14 protein-coding genes and 7 pseudogenes are annotated in these 24547 nt (G+C 66.3%); 12 read left to right on the forward strand and 9 right to left on the reverse strand.

Translation table 11 applies throughout. The annotated features are described in order from the left end of the window. The first annotated feature begins 123 nt into the window (after nucleotides 1–123). From rapZ to secG, 8 genes and pseudogenes are all read left to right on the forward strand, one after another. A complete protein-coding gene (gene rapZ, locus OL239_RS09525; protein ID WP_268911610.1) occupies nucleotides 124–1023 on the forward strand; it encodes an RNase adapter RapZ in 900 nt (299 codons plus the stop codon). Then, nucleotides 1024–2052 (forward strand): gluconeogenesis factor YvcK family protein, encoded by a 1029-nt coding sequence (locus tag OL239_RS09530; RefSeq protein ID WP_268911611.1) that lies wholly within the window; start codon nucleotides 1024–1026, stop codon nucleotides 2050–2052. Nucleotides 2053–2062: 10 nt separating this feature from the next. Beyond that, entirely contained in the window at nucleotides 2063–3043 is a 981-nt protein-coding gene (gene whiA, locus OL239_RS09535) for a DNA-binding protein WhiA (protein ID WP_268911612.1), read from the forward strand. Between the two features lie 117 nt (nucleotides 3044–3160). Next, nucleotides 3161–3786 (forward strand): annotated as a pseudogene (locus OL239_RS09540) (superoxide dismutase). Between the two features lie 243 nt (nucleotides 3787–4029). Continuing rightward, entirely contained in the window at nucleotides 4030–5034 is a 1005-nt protein-coding gene (gene gap / locus OL239_RS09545; protein WP_268911613.1) for a type I glyceraldehyde-3-phosphate dehydrogenase, read from the forward strand. Between the two features lie 62 nt (nucleotides 5035–5096). Beyond that, nucleotides 5097–6322, forward strand: a pseudogene (locus OL239_RS09550) (phosphoglycerate kinase). 111 nt (nucleotides 6323–6433) lie between these two features. Then, nucleotides 6434–7247 (forward strand): annotated as a pseudogene (tpiA, locus tag OL239_RS09555) (triose-phosphate isomerase). Between the two features lie 62 nt (nucleotides 7248–7309). Continuing rightward, nucleotides 7310–7552 (forward strand): annotated as a pseudogene (gene secG, locus OL239_RS09560) (preprotein translocase subunit SecG); the annotation flags it as partial. Between the two features lie 150 nt (nucleotides 7553–7702). Here secG and pgl read toward each other — a convergent pair. The 6 genes and pseudogenes from pgl to tkt form a co-directional block, all read right to left on the reverse strand. Then, a complete protein-coding gene (gene pgl, locus OL239_RS09565; protein WP_268911614.1) occupies nucleotides 7703–8527 on the reverse strand; it encodes a 6-phosphogluconolactonase in 825 nt (274 codons plus the stop codon). Beyond that, a complete protein-coding gene (locus tag OL239_RS09570) occupies nucleotides 8524–9459 on the reverse strand; it encodes a glucose-6-phosphate dehydrogenase assembly protein OpcA (RefSeq protein WP_268911615.1) in 936 nt (311 codons plus the stop codon). Before OL239_RS09570 ends, pgl begins: the two co-directional genes overlap by 4 nt. Then, nucleotides 9456–10998: pseudogene (gene zwf / locus OL239_RS09575) on the reverse strand (glucose-6-phosphate dehydrogenase). Before zwf ends, OL239_RS09570 begins: the two are co-directional and overlap by 4 nt. Beyond that, the gene (locus tag OL239_RS09580; RefSeq protein WP_268911616.1) at nucleotides 10999–12627 is read right to left on the reverse strand and encodes a glucose-6-phosphate isomerase; all 1629 of its coding nucleotides are present in this window, start codon (nucleotides 12625–12627) and stop codon (nucleotides 10999–11001) included. 6 nt (nucleotides 12628–12633) lie between these two features. Then, nucleotides 12634–13748 (reverse strand): annotated as a pseudogene (tal, locus tag OL239_RS09585) (transaldolase). Nucleotides 13749–13771: 23 nt separating this feature from the next. After that, on the reverse strand, nucleotides 13772–15961 hold the full coding sequence (tkt, locus tag OL239_RS09590) for a transketolase (RefSeq protein WP_268911617.1): 2190 nt from the start codon (nucleotides 15959–15961) through the stop codon (nucleotides 13772–13774). Nucleotides 15962–16443: 482 nt separating this feature from the next. Between tkt and OL239_RS09595 the strand changes: the two are divergent. Next, a pseudogene (locus OL239_RS09595) lies at nucleotides 16444–17339 on the forward strand (heme o synthase). Nucleotides 17340–18054: 715 nt separating this feature from the next. Here OL239_RS09595 and OL239_RS09600 read toward each other — a convergent pair. Genes OL239_RS09600 through OL239_RS09610 form a run of 3 tightly spaced genes read right to left on the reverse strand, consistent with a single transcriptional unit; the run spans nucleotide 18055 to nucleotide 20802 of the window. After that, nucleotides 18055–19104: a COX15/CtaA family protein gene (locus OL239_RS09600; RefSeq protein ID WP_268908764.1), complete on the reverse strand. Its 1050-nt coding sequence runs from the start codon at nucleotides 19102–19104 to the stop codon at nucleotides 18055–18057. Between the two features lie 5 nt (nucleotides 19105–19109). After that, nucleotides 19110–19877 carry an ABC transporter permease gene (locus OL239_RS09605; RefSeq protein WP_268908765.1) on the reverse strand — a complete coding sequence of 256 codons (768 nt, stop codon included), beginning with the start codon at nucleotides 19875–19877 and terminating at the stop codon, nucleotides 19110–19112. Then, entirely contained in the window at nucleotides 19849–20802 is a 954-nt protein-coding gene (locus OL239_RS09610) for an ABC transporter ATP-binding protein (RefSeq protein ID WP_442864127.1), read from the reverse strand. The genes OL239_RS09605 and OL239_RS09610 overlap by 29 nt, the downstream gene beginning before the upstream one ends. A 144-nt stretch (nucleotides 20803–20946) precedes the next feature. Here OL239_RS09610 and OL239_RS09615 point away from each other — a divergent pair, with 144 nt between their 5' ends. From OL239_RS09615 to sufD, 3 genes are read left to right on the forward strand one after another with little or no spacing between them, the layout of a single operon-like run. Beyond that, nucleotides 20947–21729 carry a helix-turn-helix transcriptional regulator gene (locus OL239_RS09615; protein ID WP_268908767.1) on the forward strand — a complete coding sequence of 261 codons (783 nt, stop codon included), beginning with the start codon at nucleotides 20947–20949 and terminating at the stop codon, nucleotides 21727–21729. Further along, entirely contained in the window at nucleotides 21729–23204 is a 1476-nt protein-coding gene (gene sufB, locus OL239_RS09620; RefSeq protein WP_268908768.1) for a Fe-S cluster assembly protein SufB, read from the forward strand. The genes OL239_RS09615 and sufB overlap by 1 nt, the downstream gene beginning before the upstream one ends. Next, nucleotides 23204–24535 carry a Fe-S cluster assembly protein SufD gene (sufD, locus tag OL239_RS09625; RefSeq protein ID WP_268908769.1) on the forward strand — a complete coding sequence of 444 codons (1332 nt, stop codon included), beginning with the start codon at nucleotides 23204–23206 and terminating at the stop codon, nucleotides 24533–24535. The genes sufB and sufD overlap by 1 nt, the downstream gene beginning before the upstream one ends. The last annotated feature ends 12 nt before the right edge of the window (nucleotides 24536–24547 follow it).

Raw genomic sequence — 24547 nt, forward strand, 5'->3', positions numbered from 1 at the left:
CCCCTGCAGCCGCTGGCCTGCGCAGCATGCCCGGCACCGCTGCGCAGTAATTCACGGCAGAACACACCGGCGCGGGCCGCAGTGCCCGGCGCCGGACAAGACCCTAAGGATGGGACGACGGACATGAAGGAACAGGACGCGCTGACCCCGGTCAAGCCCGCCGAGTCGGAGCTGCTGGTGGTCACCGGCATGTCCGGCGCCGGACGCAGCACGGCCGCCAATGCCCTCGAAGACCACGGCTGGTACGTGGTGGAGAACCTGCCGCCCATGATGCTGGGCACCCTGACCGAGCTGGTGTCCCGGATGCCGCATTCCATCCCCCGGCTGGCGGTGGTCATCGACGTCCGCAGCAAGGAGCTCTTCCAGGACATCAGGGAGGCACTGAGCGGACTCCGGTCGGCCGGCGTTTCCTACCGGCTGCTGTTCCTGGACGCCGAGGATGAAACCCTGGTGCGCCGCTTTGAGCAGGGTCGGCGTCCCCACCCGTTGCAGGAGGACGGCAGCATCCTGGACGGCATCGCCGCTGAGCGGGACGTGCTGAAGGAACTGCGCGCGTCCTCCGACGTCGTCGTGGATACGTCCAAACTGAACGTGCATGCGCTGGCAACCACGATCACGGAACTTTTCACCGAATCCGGTCCGATCGTGCTTCGGCTCAACGTGATGAGCTTCGGGTTCAAGTACGGGCTGCCCGTGGACGCGAACTACGTGGCCGACGTCCGCTTCATTCCCAACCCGCACTGGGTGCCGCAGCTGCGCCCGCACACCGGACTGGATGAGGACGTGAAGGACTACGTCCTCGACGCGCACGGGACCCGCGACTTCCTGGACCGGTATGTCGACGCCCTGGAGCCGGTGATTGACGGCTACCGGCGCGAAAACAAGCACTACGCCACCATCGCCGTCGGCTGCACCGGCGGCAAGCACCGCTCCGTGGCCGTGACCGAGGAACTGTCCAAGCGCCTGGCGCAGCTGCCGCATGTGACGGTCAGCGCGCACCACCGTGACCTTGGGCGCGAATAGATGACGTTTTTGACCGGCCCGCTCCCTCTGATTCCGCAGACCGGAACGGCCCGCGAGGCCGGAGGCAGCGACGGCTCGCCGGCGGTGGTGGCGCTGGGCGGCGGGCACGGCCTGTCCGCGTCGCTGTCCGCCCTCCGCCTGCTGACCACAGACCTGACCGCCGTGGTCACGGTGGCCGACGACGGCGGTTCCTCCGGCCGGCTGCGCCACGAACTGGACGTGCTTCCGCCCGGCGACCTGCGCATGGCGCTGGCCGCCCTGTGTGACGACACCGACTGGGGCCGGACCTGGCGCGACGTCATGCAGCACCGCTTCCAATCCCGTCCCGGCGTCCGCGGATCGCTGGACAACCATGCCCTGGGCAACCTGCTGATCGTGACCCTGTGGGAGCTGCTGGGCGATCCCGTGGCCGGCCTGCAGTGGGCGGGGGCGCTGCTCGGCGCCCGCGGCCAGGTCCTTCCCATGTCCACCCGGCCGCTGACCATTGAAGGCGACGTGCTGCGGCGGTCCGAAGCGGGCGAGCATCTGGAACTGGTGACCGGGCAGGCACGGCTGGCCACAGCCGGAGCGCGGGGAAAGGTCGCCGAAGTCCGGCTGACGCCCGCGGATGCCCCGGCCTGCCCGGAAGCGCTCACCGCCATTGAACGGGCTGACTGGGTTATTTTGGGCCCCGGCTCCTGGTATACCTCCGTGCTGCCGCACCTGATGCTGCCGGAACTGCGGTCCGCCCTTTCCCGGACGAAGGCCAAGCGGTGCCTGACCATGAACCTGAGCAATGAAACCAAGGAAACTGCGGGAATGTCCGCGCTTGACCATTTGGCCGAGGTCAGGCGGTACGCACCCGGACTGCGGGTCGACGCCGTGCTTGCGGATCCGGCCGTCATTGAAGACCCCGGCGCCTTCAGCGATGCCGTGGCCGCGATGGGCGGGCGGGCCGTCTTCGGTAAGGTGGGGGCAGCGTCAGGGCGGCCGATCCATGATCCGCTGCGCCTGGCCACTGCCTACCACGATATGTTTGGGGAGAACTAGGAGTGTATTTGTGGCGTTGACCGCAGCAGTAAAAGAGGAACTTTCACGGCTTGATGTGAAAAAGTCCTCCGTCCGCAAAGCGGAAGTATCGGCATTGCTGCGATTTGCCGGAGGACTGCACATTATTTCCGGCCGCATCGTGATCGAAGCTGAAGTGGATCTGGCATCCACGGCGCGCCGGCTCCGCGCCGCCATCGCCGAAGTGTACGGCCACGCCTCGGACATCATCGTGGTATCCGGGGGAGGCCTGCGGCGGGGCAACCGGTACGTGGTGCGGGTCGTTAAGGACGGCGAGTCACTGGCCCGCCAAACGGGGCTGCTGGATGCACGGGGGCGTCCCGTGCGCGGCCTGCCGTCCGTGGTGGTGAACGGTTCAGCCGCCGACGCCGAGGCCGTGTGGCGCGGCGCTTTCCTGGCCCACGGGTCACTGACGGAGCCCGGCCGGTCCTCTTCGCTGGAAGTGACCTGCCCCGGCCCGGAAGCAGCCCTCGCGCTGGTGGGCGCAGCCCGCCGGATCGGCATCGCCGCCAAGGCCCGCGAAGTGCGGGGCATCGACCGCGTTGTTATTCGTGACGGCGACACCATTGCCGCGCTCCTCACGCGCATGGGCGCCCACGATGCCCTGATGGTCTGGGAAGAACGGCGCATGCGCAAGGAGGTGCGGGCCACGGCCAACCGGCTTGCCAACTTCGACGACGCCAATCTTCGCCGGTCGGCCCAGGCCGCGGTTGCCGCCGGTGCCCGGGTGGACCGGGCCCTGGACATTCTGGGCGACGACGTGCCGGAGCACCTGCGGTACGCCGGCGAGCTGCGCGTGGCCCACAAACAGGCCAGTCTTGACGAGCTCGGACACCTCGCGGAACCGCCCATGACCAAGGACGCCATTGCCGGCCGCATCCGCCGCCTCCTGGCCATGGCGGACAAGCGCGCGGCCGAGCTGGGGATCCCCGGCACTGAGGCCAATGTGACTCCTGAGATGCTTGACGAGTAGCGTGGAAGCATAGGATGGACTAAGCATGCTGCCGTTTTGGCGGCACTTGTGTTTCCGGGCGGAATGCCGTCCGGATAACCGATCCGCCCTAGTTTCCGACTCTTACAGGAGGATTTTGTGAACGAGTACACACTGCCGGAACTGCCGTACGACTACGCGGCACTCGAGCCGAACATCTCGGCCCGCATCATGGAGCTGCACCACGACAAGCACCACGCAACGTATGTTGCCGGTGCCAACACGGCGCTGGCGCAGATGGCCGAAGCCCGGGAAAAGGGCGACTTCGCCACCATTCCGAAGCTGTCCAAGGATCTGGCGTTCCACGTTGGCGGCCACGTCAACCACAGCATTTTCTGGAACAACCTTTCCCCGAAGGCGGCGACAAGCCGGTTGGCGAGCTTGCTGCAGCCATCGACGACTTCTTCGGTTCCTTCGATGCGTTCCGCGGCCAGTTCACCGCCGCGGCCACGTCGCTGCAGGGCTCCGGCTGGGCACTCCTGGCCTACGAGCCGCTGGGAAAGAACCTTGTTATCGAGCAGCTGTACGACCAGCAGGGCAACGTCCCCGTTGGCACCATTCCGCTGCTGATGCTGGACATGTGGGAGCACGCCTTCTACCTGGACTACGTCAACGTGAAGGCTGACTACGTCAAGGCCTTCTGGAACATCGTCAACTGGGCCGATGTGGCCACCCGCTTCGAGGCTGCCCGCACCGGCGCCCACACGCTGGTGCTCCCGGCCTAATCGGGTTCACGGGGTCAAAATCGGCGCCGTGCCGGTACCCCGGACAGGTCCAGCGCGTAAGATGAGTGCGAGGGTCCCCGCCGGGCCGCAAGGCCTGCCGGGGCTTCCGGCCCGGCCGGCCAACGTTGTTTGCCGGCCGGGCCGGGACCAGTCCCGGCACCACCAATCCCTGTCAGACCAGTGGCCTGAGCACACCCCCCAAGGTCACGTTTTCGGTACACCCGCAATCAAGGAGACAGAAAAGTGACTACTCGTGTTGGAATCAACGGCTTCGGACGCATTGGACGAAACTACTTCCGCGCAGCACTGGAGCAGAACGCCGACCTCGACATTGTGGCCGTCAACGACCTCACCAGCCCCGAAACCCTTGCCCACCTCCTGAAGTACGATTCCGTGACCGGCCGGATCGGTGCAGACGTGGAAGTGCGGGACGGCGACCTCATCGTCGGCGGCAAGACCATCAAGGTCCTCGCGGAGCGCGACCCCGCCAGCCTCCCCTGGAAGGACCTTGGCGTAGATGTCGTCATCGAGTCCACCGGGTTCTTCACCAAAGCCGACGACGCCCGGAAGCACCTCGACGCCGGCGCGAAAAAAGTCCTCATTTCCGCTCCGGGCAAGGGCGCTGACCGCACCATTGTCATGGGTGTCAACGACGGCGACTACAACGGCGAGACCGACCACATCGTGTCCAACGCCTCCTGCACCACCAACTGCCTGGGCCCGCTGGCCAAGGTCATCCACGAAGCATTCGGCATTGAACGGGGCCTCATGACCACCGTTCATGCCTACACCGCGGACCAGAACCTGCAGGACGGCCCGCACCGCGACCTGCGCCGCGCGCGTGCCGCAGCCCTGAACATCGTGCCCACGTCCACCGGCGCAGCCAAGGCCATCGGCATGGTCCTGCCGGAACTGGACGGCAAGCTGGACGGATTTGCCCTGCGGGTGCCCGTGCCCACCGGCTCCGTCACCGACCTCACGGTGACCCTCAGCCGGGACGCCAGCGTCGAGGAAATCAACGACGCGTACAAGGCAGCCTCCGGCGGAGCACTGAACGGCATCCTGCGCTACACGGACGAACCGATCGTGTCCTCGGACATCGTGACGGATCCGGCTTCGTGCATCTTCGACTCGGGCCTGACCCGGGTGATGGGCAACGAGGTCAAGGTCGTCGGCTGGTATGACAACGAGTGGGGCTACTCCTGCCGCCTGGTGGACCTGACCAAGCTGGTGGGCTCCAGCCTGTAGCGGCCGGCACCGCACCACCTCCCCCAAAGCCCCCAATGCCCGCAAGGGACGTAAAGGTAGACATGACAGTCAAGACACTCGAGGAACTGATCAGCGACGGCGTCGACGGCCGGTATGTGCTGGTCCGCTCGGATTTGAACGTGCCGCTGGACAACGGCCGGGTGGCCGATGACGGGCGTATCCGCGCGTCCATCCCGACGATCGGGAAACTGGTGGAGCACGGGGCCAAGGTGATCGTCATGGCGCACCTGGGCCGGCCGAAGGGAACGCCGGACGAAAAGTACTCCCTGCGCCCGGCAGCGGACCGGCTGGACGAGCTCGCGCCGTTCGCGGTCGAGTTCGCCGAAGACGTGGTGGGTGAAAGCGCGCATGAGCTGGCATCCTCGCTGGCCGCCGGTTCCGTCCTGGTGCTGCAGAACATTCGGTTCGATCCGCGGGAAACGTCCAAGGACGACGCCGAACGCCTGGCGCTGGCGCGTGAACTGGCCGGCCTGACCGGAAACAGCGGGGCCTACGTGGACGACGCGTTCGGTGCGGTGCACCGCCGGCACGCCAGCGTGTACGACATCGCCGAGATCCTGCCGGCCTACCAGGGCGATCTGGTGCACACCGAGGTGAAGGTGCTCAAGCGGCTGACCGAGAATCCCGAGCAGCCCTATGTGGTGGTCCTCGGCGGCTCGAAAGTCAGCGACAAGCTGGCCGTGATCGAAAACCTCATGGACCGCGCCGACTACCTCCTGGTGGGCGGCGGCATGGTGTACACCTTCCTCGCCGCGCAGGGATGCAAGGTGGGGGCTTCGCTGCTGGAATCCGACCAGATCGAGAACGTCAAGGGCTACCTCAGCCGTGCGAAGGAGATGGGCTGCGAGTTCGTGCTGCCGACCGACATCGTGGTTGCCGACGCGTTCGCCGCCGATGCCGACGTTGATGTGGTTCCTGCGGATTCCATGGAGAACAGCCGCTTCGGCGTGTCGGGCATCGGGCTGGACATCGGCCCTGATTCCGCAGCCGCCTTCGCGGAGAAAATCGGATCCGGCAAAACGATCTTCTGGAACGGGCCCATGGGCGTGTTCGAATTTGACGCGTTCGCCAACGGCACCCGCACGGTCGCTCAGGCGCTGAAGGACTCCGCCGGCTTCTCCGTGGTTGGCGGCGGCGACTCCGCCGCTGCCGTCCGGAAGCTTGGTTTCAGCGACAGCGACTTCGGCCATATTTCCACCGGCGGCGGCGCTTCCTGGAATACCTCGAAGGCAAGAAACTTCCGGGGCTGACCGTCCTGGACCAGTAACACCGGGATGCGGGCCTGCTGCCGAACGGCGGCGGGCCCGCACTTCCATGTCCGCTCTTCCCGCCCGGACACACCAACCATCCCTATAGCCACAAAGAAACCGGAGCGATGATGACCACCTCGACCAACGGCAAGTTTGACCGGACACCCCTGATCGCGGGCAACTGGAAGATGAACATGGACCACGTCCAGGGCATCACCCTGCTGCAAAAGCTGGCGTGGACGTTGAAGGACGCCCAGCACGACTACAACCGGGTGGAGGCAGCGGTCTTCCCTCCTTCACCGACCTGCGCAGCGTGCAGACCCTGGTGCGGGGCGACAAGCTTGACCTCGAATACGGCGCGCAGGACCTCTCACCGGAGGACTCGGCGCCTACACCGGCGACATTTCCGGTGCCTTCCTGTCCAAGCTTGGCTGCAAGTACGTCCTGGTGGGCCACAGCGAGCGGCGCACCGTCCACGGTGAAACCGATGAAATGCTGAACAAAAAGCTGAAGGCTGCCTACCGCAACAACCTTGTGCCGGTGCTGTGCGTGGGGGAGGGCCTGGTGGTGCGCCAGGCCGGCCGGCATGTGGACCACACCCTGGAGCAGGTGCGCAGGGACCTCGAGGGGCTCGACGCCGAGCAGGTATCGGCCCTCGTCATCGCGTACGAGCCCATCTGGGCCATCGGCACCGGTGAGGTTGCCGGCCCCGGCGATGCCCAGGAAATGTGCGCAGCCATCCGCAGCGAAATCGCGGATCTGTACGACGGCGCCGTTGCCGCCAAGACGCGGCTGCTCTACGGAGGATCGGTGAAGGCAGCGAATGCGGCGAGCATTCTGAAGCAGCGCGACGTCGACGGCGTGCTGGTGGGCGGTGCCAGTTTGGATGTGGCCGAGTTTGCTAATATTGTCAGGTTCGAACAACACCTGGTGACCGACTGATTGCAGCTGACCTGCACCGCAGCGCACGTCTCCAATCCATGAGTCACCCCGAAAGGCCGTAAGTGGAAATTCTGAAGATTATCCTGCTGGTTCTTCTCGCCATCACCAGCCTGCTGCTGACGCTGCTCATCCTGCTCCACAAGGGGCGCGGGGGCGGCATGTCGGACATGTTCGGCGGCGGCATGACCAGCAGCATGGGGTCCTCCGGGGTTGCGGAAAAGAACCTGAACCGTTTCACCGTGATGCTCGGACTCTCCTGGGGTGCCGTGATCATTGCCCTGGGCCTGATCCAGCGTTTTTCCGGCGAAGCCTGGTTCGGCAGCAAGCGCCCCGCGGCGCAGAAGCCTGAGGGCCTGCTGCAGCCCGGTGAGGCGGCTGCAGCGGGCCATCCACGTCAAAGCCCCGGTGATCCCTGCGGATCACCGGGGCTTCCGTTGCCCGGGGCGGGGGCGCGGCTACTCGTCCCCGCCGGGCCCGGACCCCTCGGGGTCCAGGAGACGCTCTGAGAGCTGGGATGCTGCCGCCTGGTCAACGAGCCAGCGTGTCTTGATCCGCCCGCGGGCACCTGCAGCGGGAACCTGGACCGGTCCGGCGCCGGCCAGCGCCAGGCCGACGGCACCTGCTTTGTCTTCACCGGCCACGGTCAGCCATACTTCCTCGGCGGTGTTAATCGCTTCCAGGGTCAGGGAGACCCGTTCCGGAGGCGGCTTCGGCGCGTTGCTGACCGAAACCACGGTTTCCCCGGTGGTTCGAACACCGGCCATCTCGGGGAAGAGGGACGCGATGTGGGCGTCCGGGCCGACTCCCAGCAGCAGCAGGTCAAAGCGCGGGAGCCGGGAATCAGGGGCCTCGAAACCCTGCGGCAGCCGCTCTTCGGCGGCTGCGTCAGCCAGGGCGCGGGCATAGCCGGCGGCCGCCTCGTCCACGGAGGCAACCTCCTCGGAGGAGGGGACGGGGTGCACCCGGGCGGGATCGACCGGCAGCCGGGACAGCAGGGCCTGCCGGGCCTGCACCGCGTTGCGGTCCGGAGAATCCGCAGCCAGGAACCGTTCATCGCCCCACCAGAAGTTCACCTTTGACCAGTCAACGGCGACGCGTGCCGGAGCGGTGGCCACGGCGTCAAGCACGGCAATTCCGACGGTTCCTCCGGTCAGGACCACAGTGGCCACCCCCCGGCGGCTCTGTACGTCCACGAGTTTGGTGATCAGCCGGGCCGCGGTCGCCGTGGTCAGGGCCTCAACACTGGGATGGATGCTTACTCCATTGGGTGAATAACTCATGCGGTGGCCCCTTCCCGGGACAGGCAGGCTGCCAACCCCTGCGTTAGTACTTCGCCGTACACTTCATCCGGATCCAGCCGGCGGAGTTCCTCGGCCAGGCAGTCGCGCAAATTGCGGCGCGGCAGCGGGATTTGCTGCTCCGGCTGTCCGGGCTGGGTGAGGTGGGCAGTGACCTGGTCAGGACGCGACAGTTCCACGTTACCGGCAGCCCGCTCGAAAACCACCCGGCGGATGCCCGTTCCGGGCTCTCCCTCGATGATCTCCACGGGTACCTGCAGGGCGTGCTGCAGCCATGCTGCGAGCAGGAAGGTGCTCGCCGAGTCGGAGGCTCCGGCCACGCTCACGGACTGCACGGGATCCGGCCCCGCCCCGTCCAGCACCGCTGCCAACTGAATCCTCCAGTTGGTGAGCCGTGTCCAGCTCAGGTCGGTGTCGCCGTCGGCGTAGTCATCGGCCAGGGCGAGCAGCGCCTTTTTGGGGTCCGGGGCGGTTGCGGCGTCGGTTATCCTGCGGTGCGCGATACCGCCCAGGGGAGTCGAGGAGGGGTTGTCCGGAACGCCGTGGGGCCACCAGACAACAATGGGGGCGTCCGGCAGCAGCAGGGCGGAGACCAGTGAAACGCTCTCACCGGCGAGCTCTCCGCAGCCGGACAGGACGATCACCTCGGAGGCTCCCGCATCACCGCCGACCCGGATTTCGGCGTCGAGCCGTGTGCCGGCCTCGAGCGATCCCTCGGCCAGCACGATGATCCGGCAGGGGTGTTCCCGGCTGGCTTCGTTGGCGGCGGCGATGGCCTCCTCGACGAAGTCGGGCTGGGTGTCGACCACCAGGGTCAGCACACGGCCCAGGGTCACCACGCCGCCCCTCTCGCGCATGGCGACAATTTCCTTGGATACCTTGGACGTTGTTGTGTCCGGCAGTTCTACGATCACGGCCTTCTCCAGGTCCTTCCGTCTTGGGCCAGCAGTTCATCAGCGGAGTCCGGACCCCAGCTGCCAGGGGCGTACGGCTCCGGCTGGGTGCCCAGGGACGCCCAGTACTCTTCGAACGGATCAACGATCTTCCAGGAAAGTTCCACTTCCTGGTGCCGGGGAAACAGCGGCGGCTCACCCAGCAGCACATCCAGGATGAGACGTTCGTAGGCTTCCGGGCTGGACTCCGTGAACGAATGGCCGTAGCCGAAGTCCATCGACACGTCACGGACTTCCATTTGCGTGCCCGGTACCTTGGACCCGAAGCGGATGGTGGCGCCTTCATCCGGCTGGACCCGGATCACGATGGCATTCTGGCCAAAGTCGTGGTCATTGTGGTCCCGGAAAAGCAGGTTCGGGGCACGTTTGAACACCACCGCAATTTCAGTGACACGCCGGCCGAGCCGCTTCCCGGCCCGCAGGTAGAAGGGGACCCCGGCCCAGCGGCGCGTGTTGATGTCCAGGCGGACGGCGGCGAAGGTTTCCGTGGTCGAGTCGGGGTTGAAACCCTCTTCCTCCAGGAATCCGGTGACTTTTCCCCGCCCTGCCAGCCTCCGGTGTACTGGCCGCGTGCCGAGTGCTTGGACAGGTCCTCCGGAAGCCGGACGGCCGCGAGGACTTTTCCTTCTCCGCGCGCAGGTGGTCGGCGTCAAAGGAGATGGGCTCCTCCATGGCGGTCAGCGCCAGCAGCTGCAGCAGGTGGTTCTGGATGACGTCGCGGGCTGCACCCACGCCGTCGTAGTAGCCGGCGCGGCCGCCGATGCCGATGTCTTCGGCCATGGTGATCTGTACGTGGTCCACGAAGTTCGCGTTCCAGATTGGTTCGAACATCTGGTTGGCGAAGCGCAGGGCCAGGATGTTCTGAACCGTTTCCTTGCCCAGGTAGTGGTCAATGCGGAATACCGAATCCGCGGGGAACACCGACTCCACCACGTTGTTGAGCTCCCGGGCGGACTGCAGATCGTGGCCGAAGGGCTTTTCGATGACAACCCGTCGCCATTTGCCTTCGGAGGTCTCGGCGAGGCCGTGGCGGGACAGCTGCTGGCAAACCTGCTCGAAGGACTTTGGCGGCACTGACAGGTAGAAGGCATGGTTGCCGCGGGTCCCGCGCTCGGAGTCGAGGGCCTCGAGCGTGGCCTTCAGGTTGGCGAAGGCCTCGTCGCTGTCGAAGCCGCCCTCGACAAAACGGATGCCCTGGGCGAGCTGCTTCCACACATTCTCGTCAAAGTCGGTGCGGGCATGCGCCCGGACGGATTCCAGAACCTGGGCGGCGAAATCCTCATTGCTCCACGGCCGCCGGCCGAAGCCGACCAGCGAGAAACTGGGCGGCAGCAGACCGCGGTTGGCCAGGTCGTACACGGCCGGGATGAGTTTCTTCCGGGCCAGGTCTCCGGTGACACCGAAGATTACCAGCGATGACGGGCCCGCGATCCGGCTGAGCCGCCGGTCTCGGGGATCCCGCAGCGGGTTGCCGGATCCCTGTTTTTCCTCCGCCGCCATTTAGCTGATGCCGCCTTCGGCGCTCAGCTGACGGACGGCGTCTTCGAGTTCGCGGACGCCCTGTTCACGGTCGGTCAGGTGCAGGCGCAGCACCGGGCGGCCCTGGCCGGTAAGGACGGCGGCGTCTCCTGCGGCCTGGGCGCTGATCAGTTCCCCGAAGGTGAACGGCCGGTCCGGAATCGAAAGGTCTTCCCGCGGTGTTCCGGTGATCTGCAGGTAGACGCCCTGGGGCTGGCCGCCCTTGTGGAACTGCCCGGTGGAGTGCAGGAACCTCGGCCCCCAGCCAGAGGTCACCGGGCGGCCGGTGGCCGCAGCAAGTACGGGCCGGATGCCGGCGAGCTCAGCCTGGCCAAAGCGGTCCAGGTAGGCCTGGATGCTCAGGTAGCCGTCGGCGCCCAGCTGCGCTGTCAGCGCCTTGAGGGCCCCGGCGAGGGTGCCGGCACCGCCCAGCAGGCCGGCCGGTCCGCGGACCTCCACGGCGCCGTCGGTGAAGGCCGGGCCGGTGGGGGCCGGACGGTCGTCCAGCAGGCCGCGGGCCGCCTTCTTGGCGGCTTCGACGTCGGGCTGGTCGAAGGGGTTGATGCCCAGCAGTCGGCCGGCGACGGCCGTGGCCACCTCCCAGAGCATCATGGAGCCGCCAAGGGTGCCTGCCACGACCGCCTGGTCGCCCTCCGGGGCGGCGTCGGAGTCAACGGCCGTCAGGCGGACGGTCAGGACATCGGCGGCACCGGACGTGATTTCCGGGGCGCCGGGCTCCACGACGACCGGCAGCAGGCCGGTGCCGAGCTTGCCGGTGGACTCGGCAATGAGCTGCTCGGCCCAGTCTGGGAATCCGGCCAGTCCTGACCCCTCATCGACGATGACCACTTTGTTGCGCAGCGGATCGGTGCCGCCGAGGGCTGCACCGAGCTGCAGTCCGATGTTGCCGCCGTCGTTGTCACTAAGAATTTCGAGCGCGTCTTCCGCGTCGTCCAGGAGCGCCTCAATGTCGGCGCCGGCAAGGCCGGACGGGACCAGGCCGAAGGCAGTCAGCGCGGAATAACGGCCGCCGACGTTGGGATCGGCGTTGAAGACCGCACGGTATCCCGCCTCGCGTGCAGCACCGTCCAGCGGCGAGCCGGGGTCGGTGACCACCACGATGCGGGACTTGGCGTCGATCCCGGCGTCGGTGAAGGCCTGTTCAAAGGTGCGGCGCTGGGAGTCGGTTTCCACCGTGGAACCGGACTTGGAGGAGACCACAATGAGGGTATTCTCCAGCCCGGCTTCCAGGGCGGCCCGGACGGCATCCGGGTCGGTGGAGTCAAGCACAGTGAGATCAACTCCGGCAGTGCGGGTGATGACCTCCGGGGCGAGGGAAGAACCGCCCATGCCGGCGAGGACCACACGGGTCACACCCTCGGCGGCCAGTTCTTCCCGAAGCCCGCGGATCTGTCCGACGAGCGGCCGGGAGGCTTCCGCCGGGTTCAGCCATCCGAGCCGGATGGATGCCTCGGCTTCCGCGTCGGGACCCCACAGGGTGGGGTCCTGCGCCAGGAGACGGGCGGCGACCTCGTCACGAACCAGTGCAGGTACGTTGTTTTCGACGGCGGCCAGCGCCGCTCCGGCTGCTTCGAAGGACAGTGTGGTCATTTTTTCCTAGGCCTCTTTCGCGGTATCCAGTGCGGTCTGAACAGTCTCCAGGAGCTCTCCCCAGCTGACCACGAACTTGTCCAGGCCTTCGGTTTCGAGCTGCTCGACGACATCGTTGTAGGAAATGCCGAGCCCGTCCAACGCATCCAGGACGGCGCCGGACTCCGCGTACGTGCCGGTGACGGTATCGCCGGTGACTTCGCCGTGGTCCGCCGTGGCGTTCAGGGTCTTCTCCGGCATGGTGTTGACCGTGTGCGGTGCAACGAGGCCGGTGACGTACAGGGTGTCCGGCAGCGCCGGGTCCTTGACGCCGGTGGAGGCCCAGAGGGACGCTGCGCGTTTGCCCCGGCCGCGGCGAGGACGGACCAGCGCTCGGTGGCGAACTGTTCCTCGAACACCTGGTAGGCCAGGCGGGCGTTGGCCAGACCGGCCTTGCCCTTGAGTGCCTGCGCTTCGCCGGTGCCGATGCCGTCCAGGCGCTTATCGATTTCAGCGTCGACGCGGGAGACGAAGAACGAGGCCACGGAGTGGATCTTGGACAGGTCGTGGCCGTTTTCCTTAGCCTGTTCGATGCCCGCCATGTACGCGTTGATGACCTCGCGGTAGCGCTCCAGCGAGAAGATCAGCGTGACGTTGACGCTGATGCCCGCGGCCAGGGTCGCGGTGATGGCCGGCAGGCCTTCCCTGGTGGCCGGGATCTTGATCAGCACGTTGTAGCGGCCAACCTTGTCGAACAGCTCGCGGGCTTCCTTGATGGTGCCCTCGGTGTCGCGGGACAGGCGGGGGTCGACCTCGATGGACACGCGGCCGTCCACGCCGTGCGTGGCCTCGGCCACTGGGGCGAAGACGTCGCAGGCCTGGAGGACGTCGTCGGTGGTGATCTCGAAAACGGCTTTGTCCACGTCCGCGCCTGAGCGGGCAAGCTGCTGCACCTGCGCGGCGTAGGACTCGCCGTTGGCCAAAGCGGCGGCGAAGATGCTCGGGTTGGTGGTGACGCCAACGACGTTCTTGGTGTCAATGAGGTCCTTGAGGGAACCCGAGACGATGCGTTCGCGGGACAGGTCGTCCAGCCAAATGGATACGCCGGCTTCGGAAAGCTCAGCCGTAGGGGTGGAAGTCATGAGTTGTCTCCTTATTGCTGGAATTACTTCTGGTCGCCGGTTTCGGTGGAGTCTTCACCCGACGGAGCGGCAGTGGTGCCGGACGGCGGGGCGTCGGATCCGTTGACCGCGGCCAGGGAATCCCGGGCTGCTTCGGCAACGGCTTCGGCGGTGATGCCGAACTCGCGGTACAGGGTCTTGTAATCGGCGGAGGCGCCGAAGTGCTCCAGGGAAATGCTGCGGCCGGCGTCGCCGACCATCTCGCGCCAGCCCTGGGCGATTCCGGCCTCCACCGATACGCGGGCCAGGATGCCCTTGGGGAGGACGGCTTCGCGGTACTGCGGATCCTGCTTGTTGAACCACTCGACGCTGGGCATCGAGACGACGCGGGCGGCAATTCCCTCGGCGGCGAGGGCTTCGCGGGCCTCAACGGCCAGCTGCACTTCCGAGCCGGTGCCGATGAGGATGACGTCGGGGGTCACCACGGCACCGTCGCGGACGGCTTCAGCCAGGACGTACCCGCCGCGGGCAACGCTGTCGGCCGACGCGAAGGCCCCGGCCGTGGCGGCACCGTCACCGCGCTCATAGGTGGGAATGTTCTGGCGGGTCAGCACGATGCCCGCGGGGTTCTCCGTGTTTTCCAGGATCGTCTTCCAGGCGACGGACACTTCGTTTGCGTCACCGGGGCGGACGACGTCGAGCCCCGGGATGGCGCGCAGCGACGCGAGCTGTTCCACCGGCTGGTGGGTGGGTCCGTCCTCGCCGAGGCCGATGGAGTCGTGCGTCCAGACATAGATGGACGGAACGCCCATCAGGGCGCCGAGGCGCACGGCGGGACGCTGGTAGTCGCTGAAGATCAGGAACGTGCCGGAGAACGCACGGGTGCCGCTGTGCATGGTGATGCCGTTGACGATCGCCGCGGCAGCGTGTTCGCGGATGCCGAAGTGCAGCACCCGGCCGTACGGGTTGCCGGACCAGGCGTTGGTCTGCTTGCCGGCCGGAATGAAGGACGGGGAGCCCTCAATGGTCGTGTTGTTGGACTCGGCCAGGTCGGCGGAGCCGCCCCACAGCTCGGGAAGTACCGGGCCGATGGCGGAGAGGACCTTGCCGGACGCGGCGCGGGTGGACATGTCCTTGCCAGCGTCGAACTCGGGCAGGCTCTTTTCCCAACCCGCAGGCAGCGTGCCGGTGCTGATGCGCTCCAGGAGGGCGGCGCCGTCGGGGTTCGAAGCCTTCCAGGCCTCAAAGCGTTCGTTCCATTCGCGGTGTGCCCCGGAGCCGCGCGACACAACCTGGCGGGCATGCTCGAGAACGGCGGGGTCGACGTCGAAGGACTTCTCCGGGTCAAAGCCCAGGGCTTCCTTCAGCGCGGCAACTTCGTCCTTGCCCAGGGCCGAGCCGTGGATCTTGCCGGTGTTCTGCTTGTTCGGCGACGGCCAGCCGATGATGGTCCGCAGCGAGATGATGGACGGCTTGGTCGTTTCCGCCTTGGCGGCGAGCAGCGCGTTGTAGAGTTCGGCCACGTCTTCGACATACTCACCGGTCTTGGTCCAGTCCACCCGCTGGGTGTGCCAGCCGTACGCTTCGTAGCGCTTCAGCACGTCTTCGGTGAAGGAGATGTCGGTGTCGTCTTCGATGGAGATATGGTTCTCGTCGTAAATGACGACGAGGTTGCCGAGCTCCTGGTGGCCGGCCAGCGAGGAGGCTTCGGCGGTTACGCCCTCCTGCATGTCGCCGTCGGACGCGATGACCCAGGTGGTGTGGTCGAACGGGCTCTCACCCTGCGGGGCGTCGGCGTCGAGCAGGCCGCGGAGCCGGCGCTGGGCGAACGCGAAGCCCACGGAGGAGGCCAGGCCCTGGCCAAGGGGGCCGGTGGTGATTTCGACGCCGGCGGTGTGGCGGTACTCGGGGTGGCCGGGGGTCTTGGAGCCCCAGGTGCGCAGTGCCTCGAGGTCTCCGACCTCCAGGCCGTAGCCCGACAGGAAGAGCTGGATATACAGGGTCAGCGACGTGTGCCCGGGGGAGAGGATGAAACGGTCGCGGCCGGTCCACTGGGGATCCGACGGGTCGTGCCGCATCAGCTTCTGGAACAGCAGGTATGCCGCCGGTGCCAGGCTCATGGCTGTTCCCGGGTGGCCGTTGCCGACCTTCTCGACGGCGTCGGCGGCCAGCACGCGGGCAGTGTCCACGGCTTTCCGGTCCAGGTCTGTCCAGATCAGTTCTTGCTCTTCCATATGTGGCACGTTTACCGGGCCCCTCTCTACTACAGATGACCGGCGCGTCAAACGCCGGAGCGTCCTGAACACACTGGTTCCTTCCAGTGCATCCGGTTCCTTAATCACTCCAACAGCCGGAGCGGGAGAATCCATACCGGAGTACGGGATGTTTTCGGTCCTGCCTGGGGCTGCCCAGCGGCAATTTACCCGCCGCGGGAAAGGTCCGCTCCAACCTTATCCCGTGGGCGGGGCCAATGGGCGTATCGTTTCCTGACGGGACTGCCGTGCCGCGACGGCGTCAGGAGCGCGTCATATGTGCGTCATGAGGGCGCCGGCATGCGTCATACGGGAGGCCCGGCAGGCACCGCAATTCAGGGCTTCGTTTTCTACAGCCGATAGAGGCTATGATGATTGTGGACTTTTCGGCCCAGATTGGATGATGTGATCGCCCCGTGACAACCCAGCAAGCCCCCGCCGAACTTCCGGTGTATACCGGCAAGATGACGGCAGGCCGTAAGCTCCGGGCTTATGTGGCTCTCACCAAGCCGCGCGTCATCGAACTGTTGCTGGTGACAACCCTGCCAACCATGATCTTCGCCGAGCGCGGACTTCCGGGCCTGTGGCTCATTGTCGTCACCATGGTGGGCGGCGCCCTCGCAGCAGGCAGCGCCGGGGCGTTCAACTGCTACATCGACCGCGACATGGACAAACTGATGAAGCGGACCAAGAGCCGGCCGCTGGTGACCGGTGAGGTGTCTCCGCGGGAAGCCCTGGTGTTTGCCTGGGCCCTGGGCATCGTGTCAATTGCGCTGCTGTGGTTCGGGGCCAACCCGCTCACCGGTGTTCTCGGCCTCGGCGCGATCCTGCTGTACGTAGTCTTCTACACCCTGATCCTCAAGCGCCGCACCACCCAGAACATCGTGTGGGGCGGCATTGCCGGGTGCATGCCGGTGCTCATCGCATGGGCAGCCGTCACCAACAAGGTGGAATGGCCGGCGATCATCCTGTTCCTGATCATCTTCCTGTGGACGCCGCCGCACTACTGGCCGTTGTCCATGAAGTACGGCGAAGACTACCGCAATGCTTCGGTGCCGATGCTGGGAGCGGTTGCCGGTGCCAAGCTGGTTTCGGTCCAGGTTGTTCTGTACGCCTACGCGACAGTGGCCTGCTCCTCCTGCTGGTTCCTGTGGGCGGGGCCGGCTGGGTCTACACTGGCGCCGCCGTCCTGAGCGGCGCCTGGTTCCTTTCCGAAACCCACCGCCTGCACAGCCGGGCGCAGCACGAAAACGTCACCGACAAGACCGCCATGAAGGTCTTCCACGGTTCCATCAGCTACCTCACCATCCTGTTCCTGGCGCTGGCCATCGACCCGTTCGTGGGCGGGCCGCTGCTGTAACTACAGTTCTGGTTGAGGTGCTGAGTGTTGAGGTGCTGACCTGTTAAGGTACTGAGTTCCTGAGTGCTGAGGTGTTCAGGTGCTGAGCTGCTGACTGCGGAGAAGGGCCGGAGAAATCTCTGGCCCTTCTCCGCGTCCGGCGTCCGCGTATCTCCGGTTCCCTCCCCGCCGAGTGTCGGGATGATGCCCTTCCGCGGCGGTCATTCCGGCATGACCCCGACTCTCGAAGGGGGATTCAGGCGTGACCTCTACAATCGATTTCCGTGGGCAACGTTCCCGCCGGGCGGCGTCCTTATGGCCCGCGGCGGATCAGGACCCACTACGTCCGTCGGCTGTCGGGATGATGACGTTCCGCTGCGCCGAGTGTCGGGATGATGCCCTTCCGCCGCGCCGAGTGTCGGGATGATGCCCTTCCGCCGCGCCGAGTGTCGGGATGATGCCCTTCCGCCGCGCCGAGTGTCGGGATGATGCCCTTCCGCCGCGGTCATTCCGGCATGATCCCGACTCTCGATGGGGGGGTCGGGCATGACGTCTACACTCGATGCCAGGCTCGATCCAAGAATCGCCGGTCTCGCTGCCGCGCCGGTCTCGCGGCCTCGCTGGCCTCGCTGTCACGCCGCCCCACCGCCCGACGGCCCCGCCCACCCGCGACAGACGGACACAAAATGGGCCGGACCCCCGAAAGGATCCGGCCCGCGTTATGCAGAACGAAGGACTAGCGGCGTGCAGCCGTCCCGGACGCGGCAGCCTTCGGCCTTACCCGGCCGGCGGCAGCGGGACCGGCGGCCGGATCGGCACCGGGTACCCGGCGGGAGAAACCGGTGAACACCACGTGGGCGGCTGCAGCGGTCAGCAGCGAAGCGCCAAGCATGTGCAGTCCCACCAGGACGATCGGCAGGTGCAGGAAGTGCTGTACGTAGCCAATGGCTCCCTGCGCCAGGACAATGGCGGTCAGCAGCAGCAGCGATGAGCGCAGGCGGCCGTCCGTTGCGTGTCGGTACACCAGGTAGAGCGCCACGGCCAGGGCGAAGACCAGCAGGTAGACGGGGACCACGTGGACGCGCGTCATCAGATCCGGGTCAAGGCCGTTACGGGCGGCACCGTGATCGCCTGCGTGCGGACCGGAGCCGGTCACGATGACGCCGAGCACCACGGACAGGGCGGAAAGGACGCCGAGCGCACCCAGCAGCGGGCGCAGCGTGCGGGAGGCCAGCGGGCCGTTGGTGCCCGCCAGCTGGCCGGGGGTCAGCCAGGCCCGGTTGACCAGCACCGTCGCCAGCACAATGAGGATCATGGACAGGATGAAATGGCCGCCCACAATCCAGGGGTTCAGGCCGGTCCAGACGGTGATCCCGCCCAGCAGCGCCTGCGCGGGTATGCCGGCCAGCAGGACCACCGAGAGGCTGAACAGGTCGCGCCGCTCTGCGCGGGCCTTCCACACGCTGAAGACCATGCCGAAGGCAATCGCGGCCAGCACGAAGGTGAGCAGCCGGTTACCGAATTCGATGATCCCGTGGACGCCCATTTCCGGCGTTGTGGTCAGCGAATCAGGAGTGCACATGGGCCACTCGGGGCAGCCGAGGCCGGACGCCGTCAGCCGGACGGCACCTCCGGTGACGACGATGCCGATATTGGCGGCCAGCGACGCTATCGCCAGCCCGCGCACAGTCTTTCGTGCGGCCGGTGCGGCAGGTGCGGCCTGAGCGGCCGGGGACGCGGGAGCGGGGGAGGAAGGTGCCGGCTTGCCGGCGGATGTTGGGGACACTGAATCTAACTCCATTTGAACCATCGGACGGCAGCGAGGCCGCCCAGGACTGTCCACGCCAGCAGAATCAGCATGGCGGGGATATTGAAAGCTGCATCAATCAGTGCCGAGCGCATGGCTTCTCCCAGTGCGGCAGAGGGCAGGATCTCCACAAAAGGTTGCATGATGTCGGGCAGATTGCCGGCCGGGATGATGATGCCGCCCACCGCTGCCAACAGTATCCACAGCAGGTTGGTCACGGCCAGTGTCGCTTCCGGACGGGCGGTCCCTGCCACGAGAAGGCCCAGGGCAGTGAAGGCGGCCGCCCCGAGCAGCAGCGAGACCAGGGCCACCGGAATGCCGGTCCAGGCCGGCTGCCAGCCGAAGAACGCGGCAACAATGCTCACCACGGCCACCTGGATGGCGAGGACGGCGACGACGGCGATTCCCTTTCCTGCGATCAGCCCGGCCTTGCCCAGCGGGGTGGTGGACAGGAAGCGCAGGACGCCGTAGCGGCGGTCGAAGCCGGTTGCGATGCCCTGGCCGGTGAAGGCGGTGGACATGGCGCACAGGGCAAGGATGCCCGGGGTCGCCATGTTCACCCGGGAGGTGCCGTAGCCGTCCAGGATGGGTGTCACGCACAGGGCGACCAGCGCCATCAGCGGCAGGAACACGGCGAGGATCAGCTGTTCGCCGTTGCGCAGCATGGTGACCGCCTCGTAGCGGCCCTGATTCAGGATGCGGACGGGCAGGAGGCGGGTGCGCTCATCGGATTTCCCTTCCGGACAGGTCAAGGAAGACGTCCTCCAGGGACCGCGAGGCCATGTGGACCGCCGTGGGCAGCAGGTCCATCCGGGCCCACCAGGCGGCCAGCTCGGCAAGGTCGGCGGGGGTGATGGCGCCGCGCAGGGTGTAATGGCCGGACACGGGCTCGGCGGTGGCCAGGTGGGGAAGCCCGACGGCGGCCAGCTCGAGTCCCGGGACGGCGTCGAAGGTCAGCAGCCGCTGGTCGGCAAGCTCACCGGTCTGCCTGGTCAGTTCCGCGACCGTGCCCTGCGCCACCGTCTTGCCGGCGTCGATGATGTAGACGTAATCCGCGAGTTTCTGTGCGTCGTCCATGAGATGGGTGGTCAGGATGATGCCCAGGCCTTCGTTGCGCAGTTCCGCGATCAGGTCAAAGACGATCTGCCGGGACTGCGGATCCAGCCCGGCGCTCGGCTCGTCCAGGAACAGCACCTCCGGGCGCCCGATCAGCGCGGCCGCCATGGCCAGCCGCTGCTTCTGCCCGCCGGAGAGTCTGCGGATGTTGGAGTTCGCGAAGCTGCCGATGCCCAGCCGGGCCACCAGTTCCTCAACAGGGCGGGGATGCGCGTACATGGTGGCGATGTGATGCAGCAGGGGGACCGGGCGGGCGGACGGGGGAAGGCCGCCGTCCTGGAGCATCACTCCCACCCGGCTGCGCAGGTCGGCGCCGGCCCCGTAGGGATCCTGCCCCAGCAGCCGCACTTCGCCGCCGTTGATGGGCTGCAGTCCCTGCGCGCATTCCAGTGTCGTGGTCTTGCCGGCACCGTTGGCGCCGAGCAGGGCGGTCACCGAGCCGCGGTGCGCGGTGAAGTCCACGCCCGCCAGGACGCGGATCATTTTGCCGTCGAGACCGGTTACCGGACCGCAGTCCTTAATCAGGCCCTTTATGGTCAGGCAGGGTTCATCGTTAGGCACCGTCATATTCTACGTTAGGTAGTACAGATGGATGCACCCCGCCGGCCGGAGCCGAAATACCGCAGGGAGCGCGAACTGTCGGTGGGAAGCCTGTCCTTAGTGGCATGCGGGAACAGATTAGGTCATGCTTGTGTTGTGTATTCTATGAGCAACTCTGAGCCGGAGGCAGTGGCCAAGCCGGCAGCAGCCCGCGAAGCGGAGGAACGCACCCGGGACCGTGTCCTGGGCGCGGTGCTGGAGCATGGTCCGGTCAGCGCGGCGGAACTCGGTGAACGGCTGGGCTTTACCCCCGCGGCCGTCCGCCGGCACCTCGATGCGCTGTCCGGCCAGGGGCTGATCGAAATTAAGCGCGTCAGCAGTCCGTCCTCGGGTGCCGGACGCCCGGCGCGCCGCTATGTGCTGAGCGCGCAGGGTCAGGCGTACCTGGGGAACGACTACCTGGACATCGCCACCGAGGCGCTGCGCCAGCTCGGCGTGGCGGCCGGGCCGGAGGCCATCGAGAAGTTCGCCGCGGACCGCTTTGCGCGGATGGAGGAACGCTACCGTCCGGTGGTTGAAGCAGCCGGACCGGAGGTCTCCGACAAGGCGCAGGCGCTGGCGGCGGAACTGACGAAGGACGGATTCGTAGGATCCACCACCATGATCGGCACAGCCAAAAAGCCCAGCACGCTGCTGAGTGTGCAGCTGTGCCAGGGGCATTGTCCGATTCAGGGCCTCGCCAGTGCCTATACGGTCTTCTGCGACAAGGAAACCGAAGTTTTCGCCCGCCTGCTGGACGTCGATGTTCGTCGGTTGTCCACGCTTTCCCGCGGGGGGCACGTATGTACGACCCACATCCCCGTGGGTCGAACCGGGTCAGCGGCACACGTCCCCGTGCATGCCGCAGCCAACCAGTCCACATCCATTCATCAGCAAGAAAGGCCGTGATGACGGATCAAGTAACGCAGAAGTCAACGGCGCCCTCATCGGTGCCGGAGTCTGTGATTTCAGACATCCTGGAAAAAAACCCCGAACTTGAGGGCATTGGAACCTACGAGTACGGATGGGCAGACTCCGACGTCGCCGGCTCCAATGCGCGCCGCGGACTCAGCGAGGAAGTCGTCCGGGACATCTCGGCGAAGAAGAACGAACCCCAGTGGATGCTGGACCTTCGCCTGAAGGGCCTGAAGTACTTCGACCGCAAGCCGATGCCTACCTGGGGTGCAGACCTCTCCGGCATCGACTTCGACAACATCAAGTACTTTGTGCGCTCCACGGAGAAGCAGGCCAACACCTGGGAGGACCTGCCCGAGGACATCCGCAACACGTACGAGAAGCTCGGCATCCCCGAGGCTGAGCGCGGCCGCCTGGTTTCCGGCGTCGCCGCACAGTACGAGTCCGAGGTTGTTTACCACCAGCTCCGCGAGGACCTGGAACGCCAGGGCGTCATCTTCCTGGACACCGACACCGCGCTGAAGGAACACCCGGAAATTTTCCAGGAATACTTCGGCACCGTCATTCCGGTGGGTGACAACAAGTTCGGGTCACTGAACACCGCAGTGTGGTCCGGCGGCTCCTTCGTGTATGTCCCCAAGGGCGTCCACGTGGAGATCCCGCTGCAGGCCTACTTCCGCATCAACACGGAAAACATGGGCCAGTTCGAGCGCACGCTGATCATCGCGGACGAGGATTCCTACGTCCACTACATCGAAGGCTGCACCGCACCGATCTACACCTCGGACTCGCTGCACTCCGCCGTCGTCGAAATCATCGTGAAGAAGGGCGCCCGCGTCCGCTACACGACCATCCAGAACTGGTCCAACAACGTGTACAACCTGGTCACCAAGCGGGCCATTGCACACGAGGGCGCCACCATGGAGTGGATCGACGGCAACATCGGGTCCAAGGTCACCATGAAGTACCCGGCCGTCTACCTGGTGGGCGAGCACGCCAAGGGTGAAACCCTGTCCATCGCGTTCGCCGGCGAAGGCCAGCACCAGGACACCGGATCCAAGATGGTCCACATTGCCCCGAACACCAAGAGCTCCATTATCTCCAAGTCCGTGGCCCGCGGCGGCGGCCGTGCTGCCTACCGCGGCCTGGTCCAGGTCCGTGAAGGCGCCAAGCACTCGGCCAACACCGTGCGCTGCGACGCCCTGCTGGTGGACACCATCTCCCGCTCGGACACGTACCCGTACGTGGACATCCGCGAAGATGACGTCACCATGGGCCACGAAGCCACCGTTTCCCGCGTCAGCGAGGAGCAGCTGTTCTACCTCATGTCCCGCGGCCTTCCCGAGGACGAGGCAATGGCAATGATCGTGCGCGGCTTCATTGAGCCGATCGCGCGTGAGCTGCCGATGGAATACGCCCTTGAACTCAACCGCCTCATCGAACTCCAGATGGAAGGAGCCGTCGGTTAATGTCGAAGCTCAACGACGTCGTCGAAACCGTGACCGAGAAGGTCAGCAACGCAGTAGGGGAAGTCAAGGCCAGGATCGGCGCGCCCTCAGGGGACAGCCGGATCCGGATTGACGGATTCACCGAAGAGGGCGAGAACCTCTCGCCGCTGAATGAGTCCTCCGCGGTGCTCGGCGGCGACAGCAGCAAGTCCCACAGCCACGGGGCAGGTGCAGGCATTCCGGACAGCTCACGCGCCGGACGACTGACCTCATACCGCCGCGGCGACTTCGGCAAACTGACCGGACGTGAAGAAGACTGGCGGTTCACCCCGCTGAAGCGCCTTCGCGGCCTGCACACGGCTGAACTCACCGGCACCGCACCCGAGGTGGCCGTTGTGGCTCCCGACGGCGTGCTCGTGGAGAACGCGGCCCGCACCGATGCCCGGATTGGCTCCGCCGGCATCCCGGAGGACCTGGTTGCAGCCGCCGCCTGGGAAGCCTTCACCGAAGCCACCGCCGTCACCATTCCGGCCGAAACCGTTGTGGACGGCAGCGTCACCCTGACCATGACCGGTGCCGGCAAGGACCCGGCGGCCCAGCACATCGTCATTACCGCGGAGAAGTTCTCCAAGGCAGTGGTGGTCCTGGACCACAAGGGCTCGGCAACGCTGTCCCAGAACGTGGAGATCGTCGTCGGCGACGGCGCGGAACTCACCGTGGTTTCGGTCCAGGACTGGGACGACGACGCCGTGCACGCCTCGGCGCAGTACGCGAAGATCGGCCGCGACGCGAAGTTCAAGCATGTGGTCGTAAGCCTCGGCGGCGACCTGGTGCGTGTTACCCCGTCCTCCCGCTTCACCGCGGTGGGCGGCGACGTGGAAATGTTCGGCCTGTACTACGCCGATGCCGGCCAGCACCTGGAGCAGCGGCTGTTCGTGGACCACGCGGTTCCGAACTGCAAGTCCCGCGTCATGTACAAGGGTGCCCTGCAGGGCCGCGACGCCCACACCGTCTGGGTGGGCGACGTCCTGATCCGCAAGGAAGCAGAAGGCACCGACACATACGAGGTCAACCGCAACCTGCTGCTGACCGACGGCGGCCGCGCCGACTCCGTGCCCAACCTGGAAATCGAAACCGGACTGATCGAGGGTGCCGGCCACGCCAGCGCCACCGGCCGGTTCGACGACGAGCACCTGTTCTACCTGATGGCCCGCGGCATCCCCGAGGATGTCGCCCGCCGCCTGGTGGTCCGCGGGTTCCTCAACGAGATCATCCAGCAGATCAAGGTCCCGGCACTGGAAGAGCGGCTCACCGAAGCCGTCGAGCGCGAGCTCGCACAAGTCGAGAGCTAGCCGGGGTTTCCC

Origin of the sequence: Arthrobacter sp. ATA002, from assembly GCF_026898095.1 — a bacterium.
Classification (GTDB): Bacteria; Actinomycetota; Actinomycetes; order Actinomycetales; family Micrococcaceae; genus Arthrobacter_B.

Excerpts from the sequence above, each read along its gene's own strand:
- rapZ (WP_268911610.1), top strand. The coding sequence starts at position 124 with ATGAAGGAACAGGACGCGCTGACCCCGGTCAAGCCCGCCGAGTCGGAG.
- OL239_RS09530 (WP_268911611.1), top strand. The coding sequence starts at position 1,024 with ATGACGTTTTTGACCGGCCCGCTCCCTCTGATTCCGCAGACCGGAACG.
- pgl (WP_268911614.1), bottom strand. The coding sequence starts at position 8,527 with ATGAGTTATTCACCCAATGGAGTAAGCATCCATCCCAGTGTTGAGGCC.
- OL239_RS09580 (WP_268911616.1), bottom strand. The coding sequence starts at position 12,627 with ATGACCACACTGTCCTTCGAAGCAGCCGGAGCGGCGCTGGCCGCCGTC.
- tkt (WP_268911617.1), bottom strand. The coding sequence starts at position 15,961 with ATGGAAGAGCAAGAACTGATCTGGACAGACCTGGACCGGAAAGCCGTG.
- OL239_RS09615 (WP_268908767.1), top strand. The coding sequence starts at position 20,947 with ATGAGCAACTCTGAGCCGGAGGCAGTGGCCAAGCCGGCAGCAGCCCGC.
- sufB (WP_268908768.1), top strand. The coding sequence starts at position 21,729 with ATGACGGATCAAGTAACGCAGAAGTCAACGGCGCCCTCATCGGTGCCG.
- sufD (WP_268908769.1), top strand. The coding sequence starts at position 23,204 with ATGTCGAAGCTCAACGACGTCGTCGAAACCGTGACCGAGAAGGTCAGC.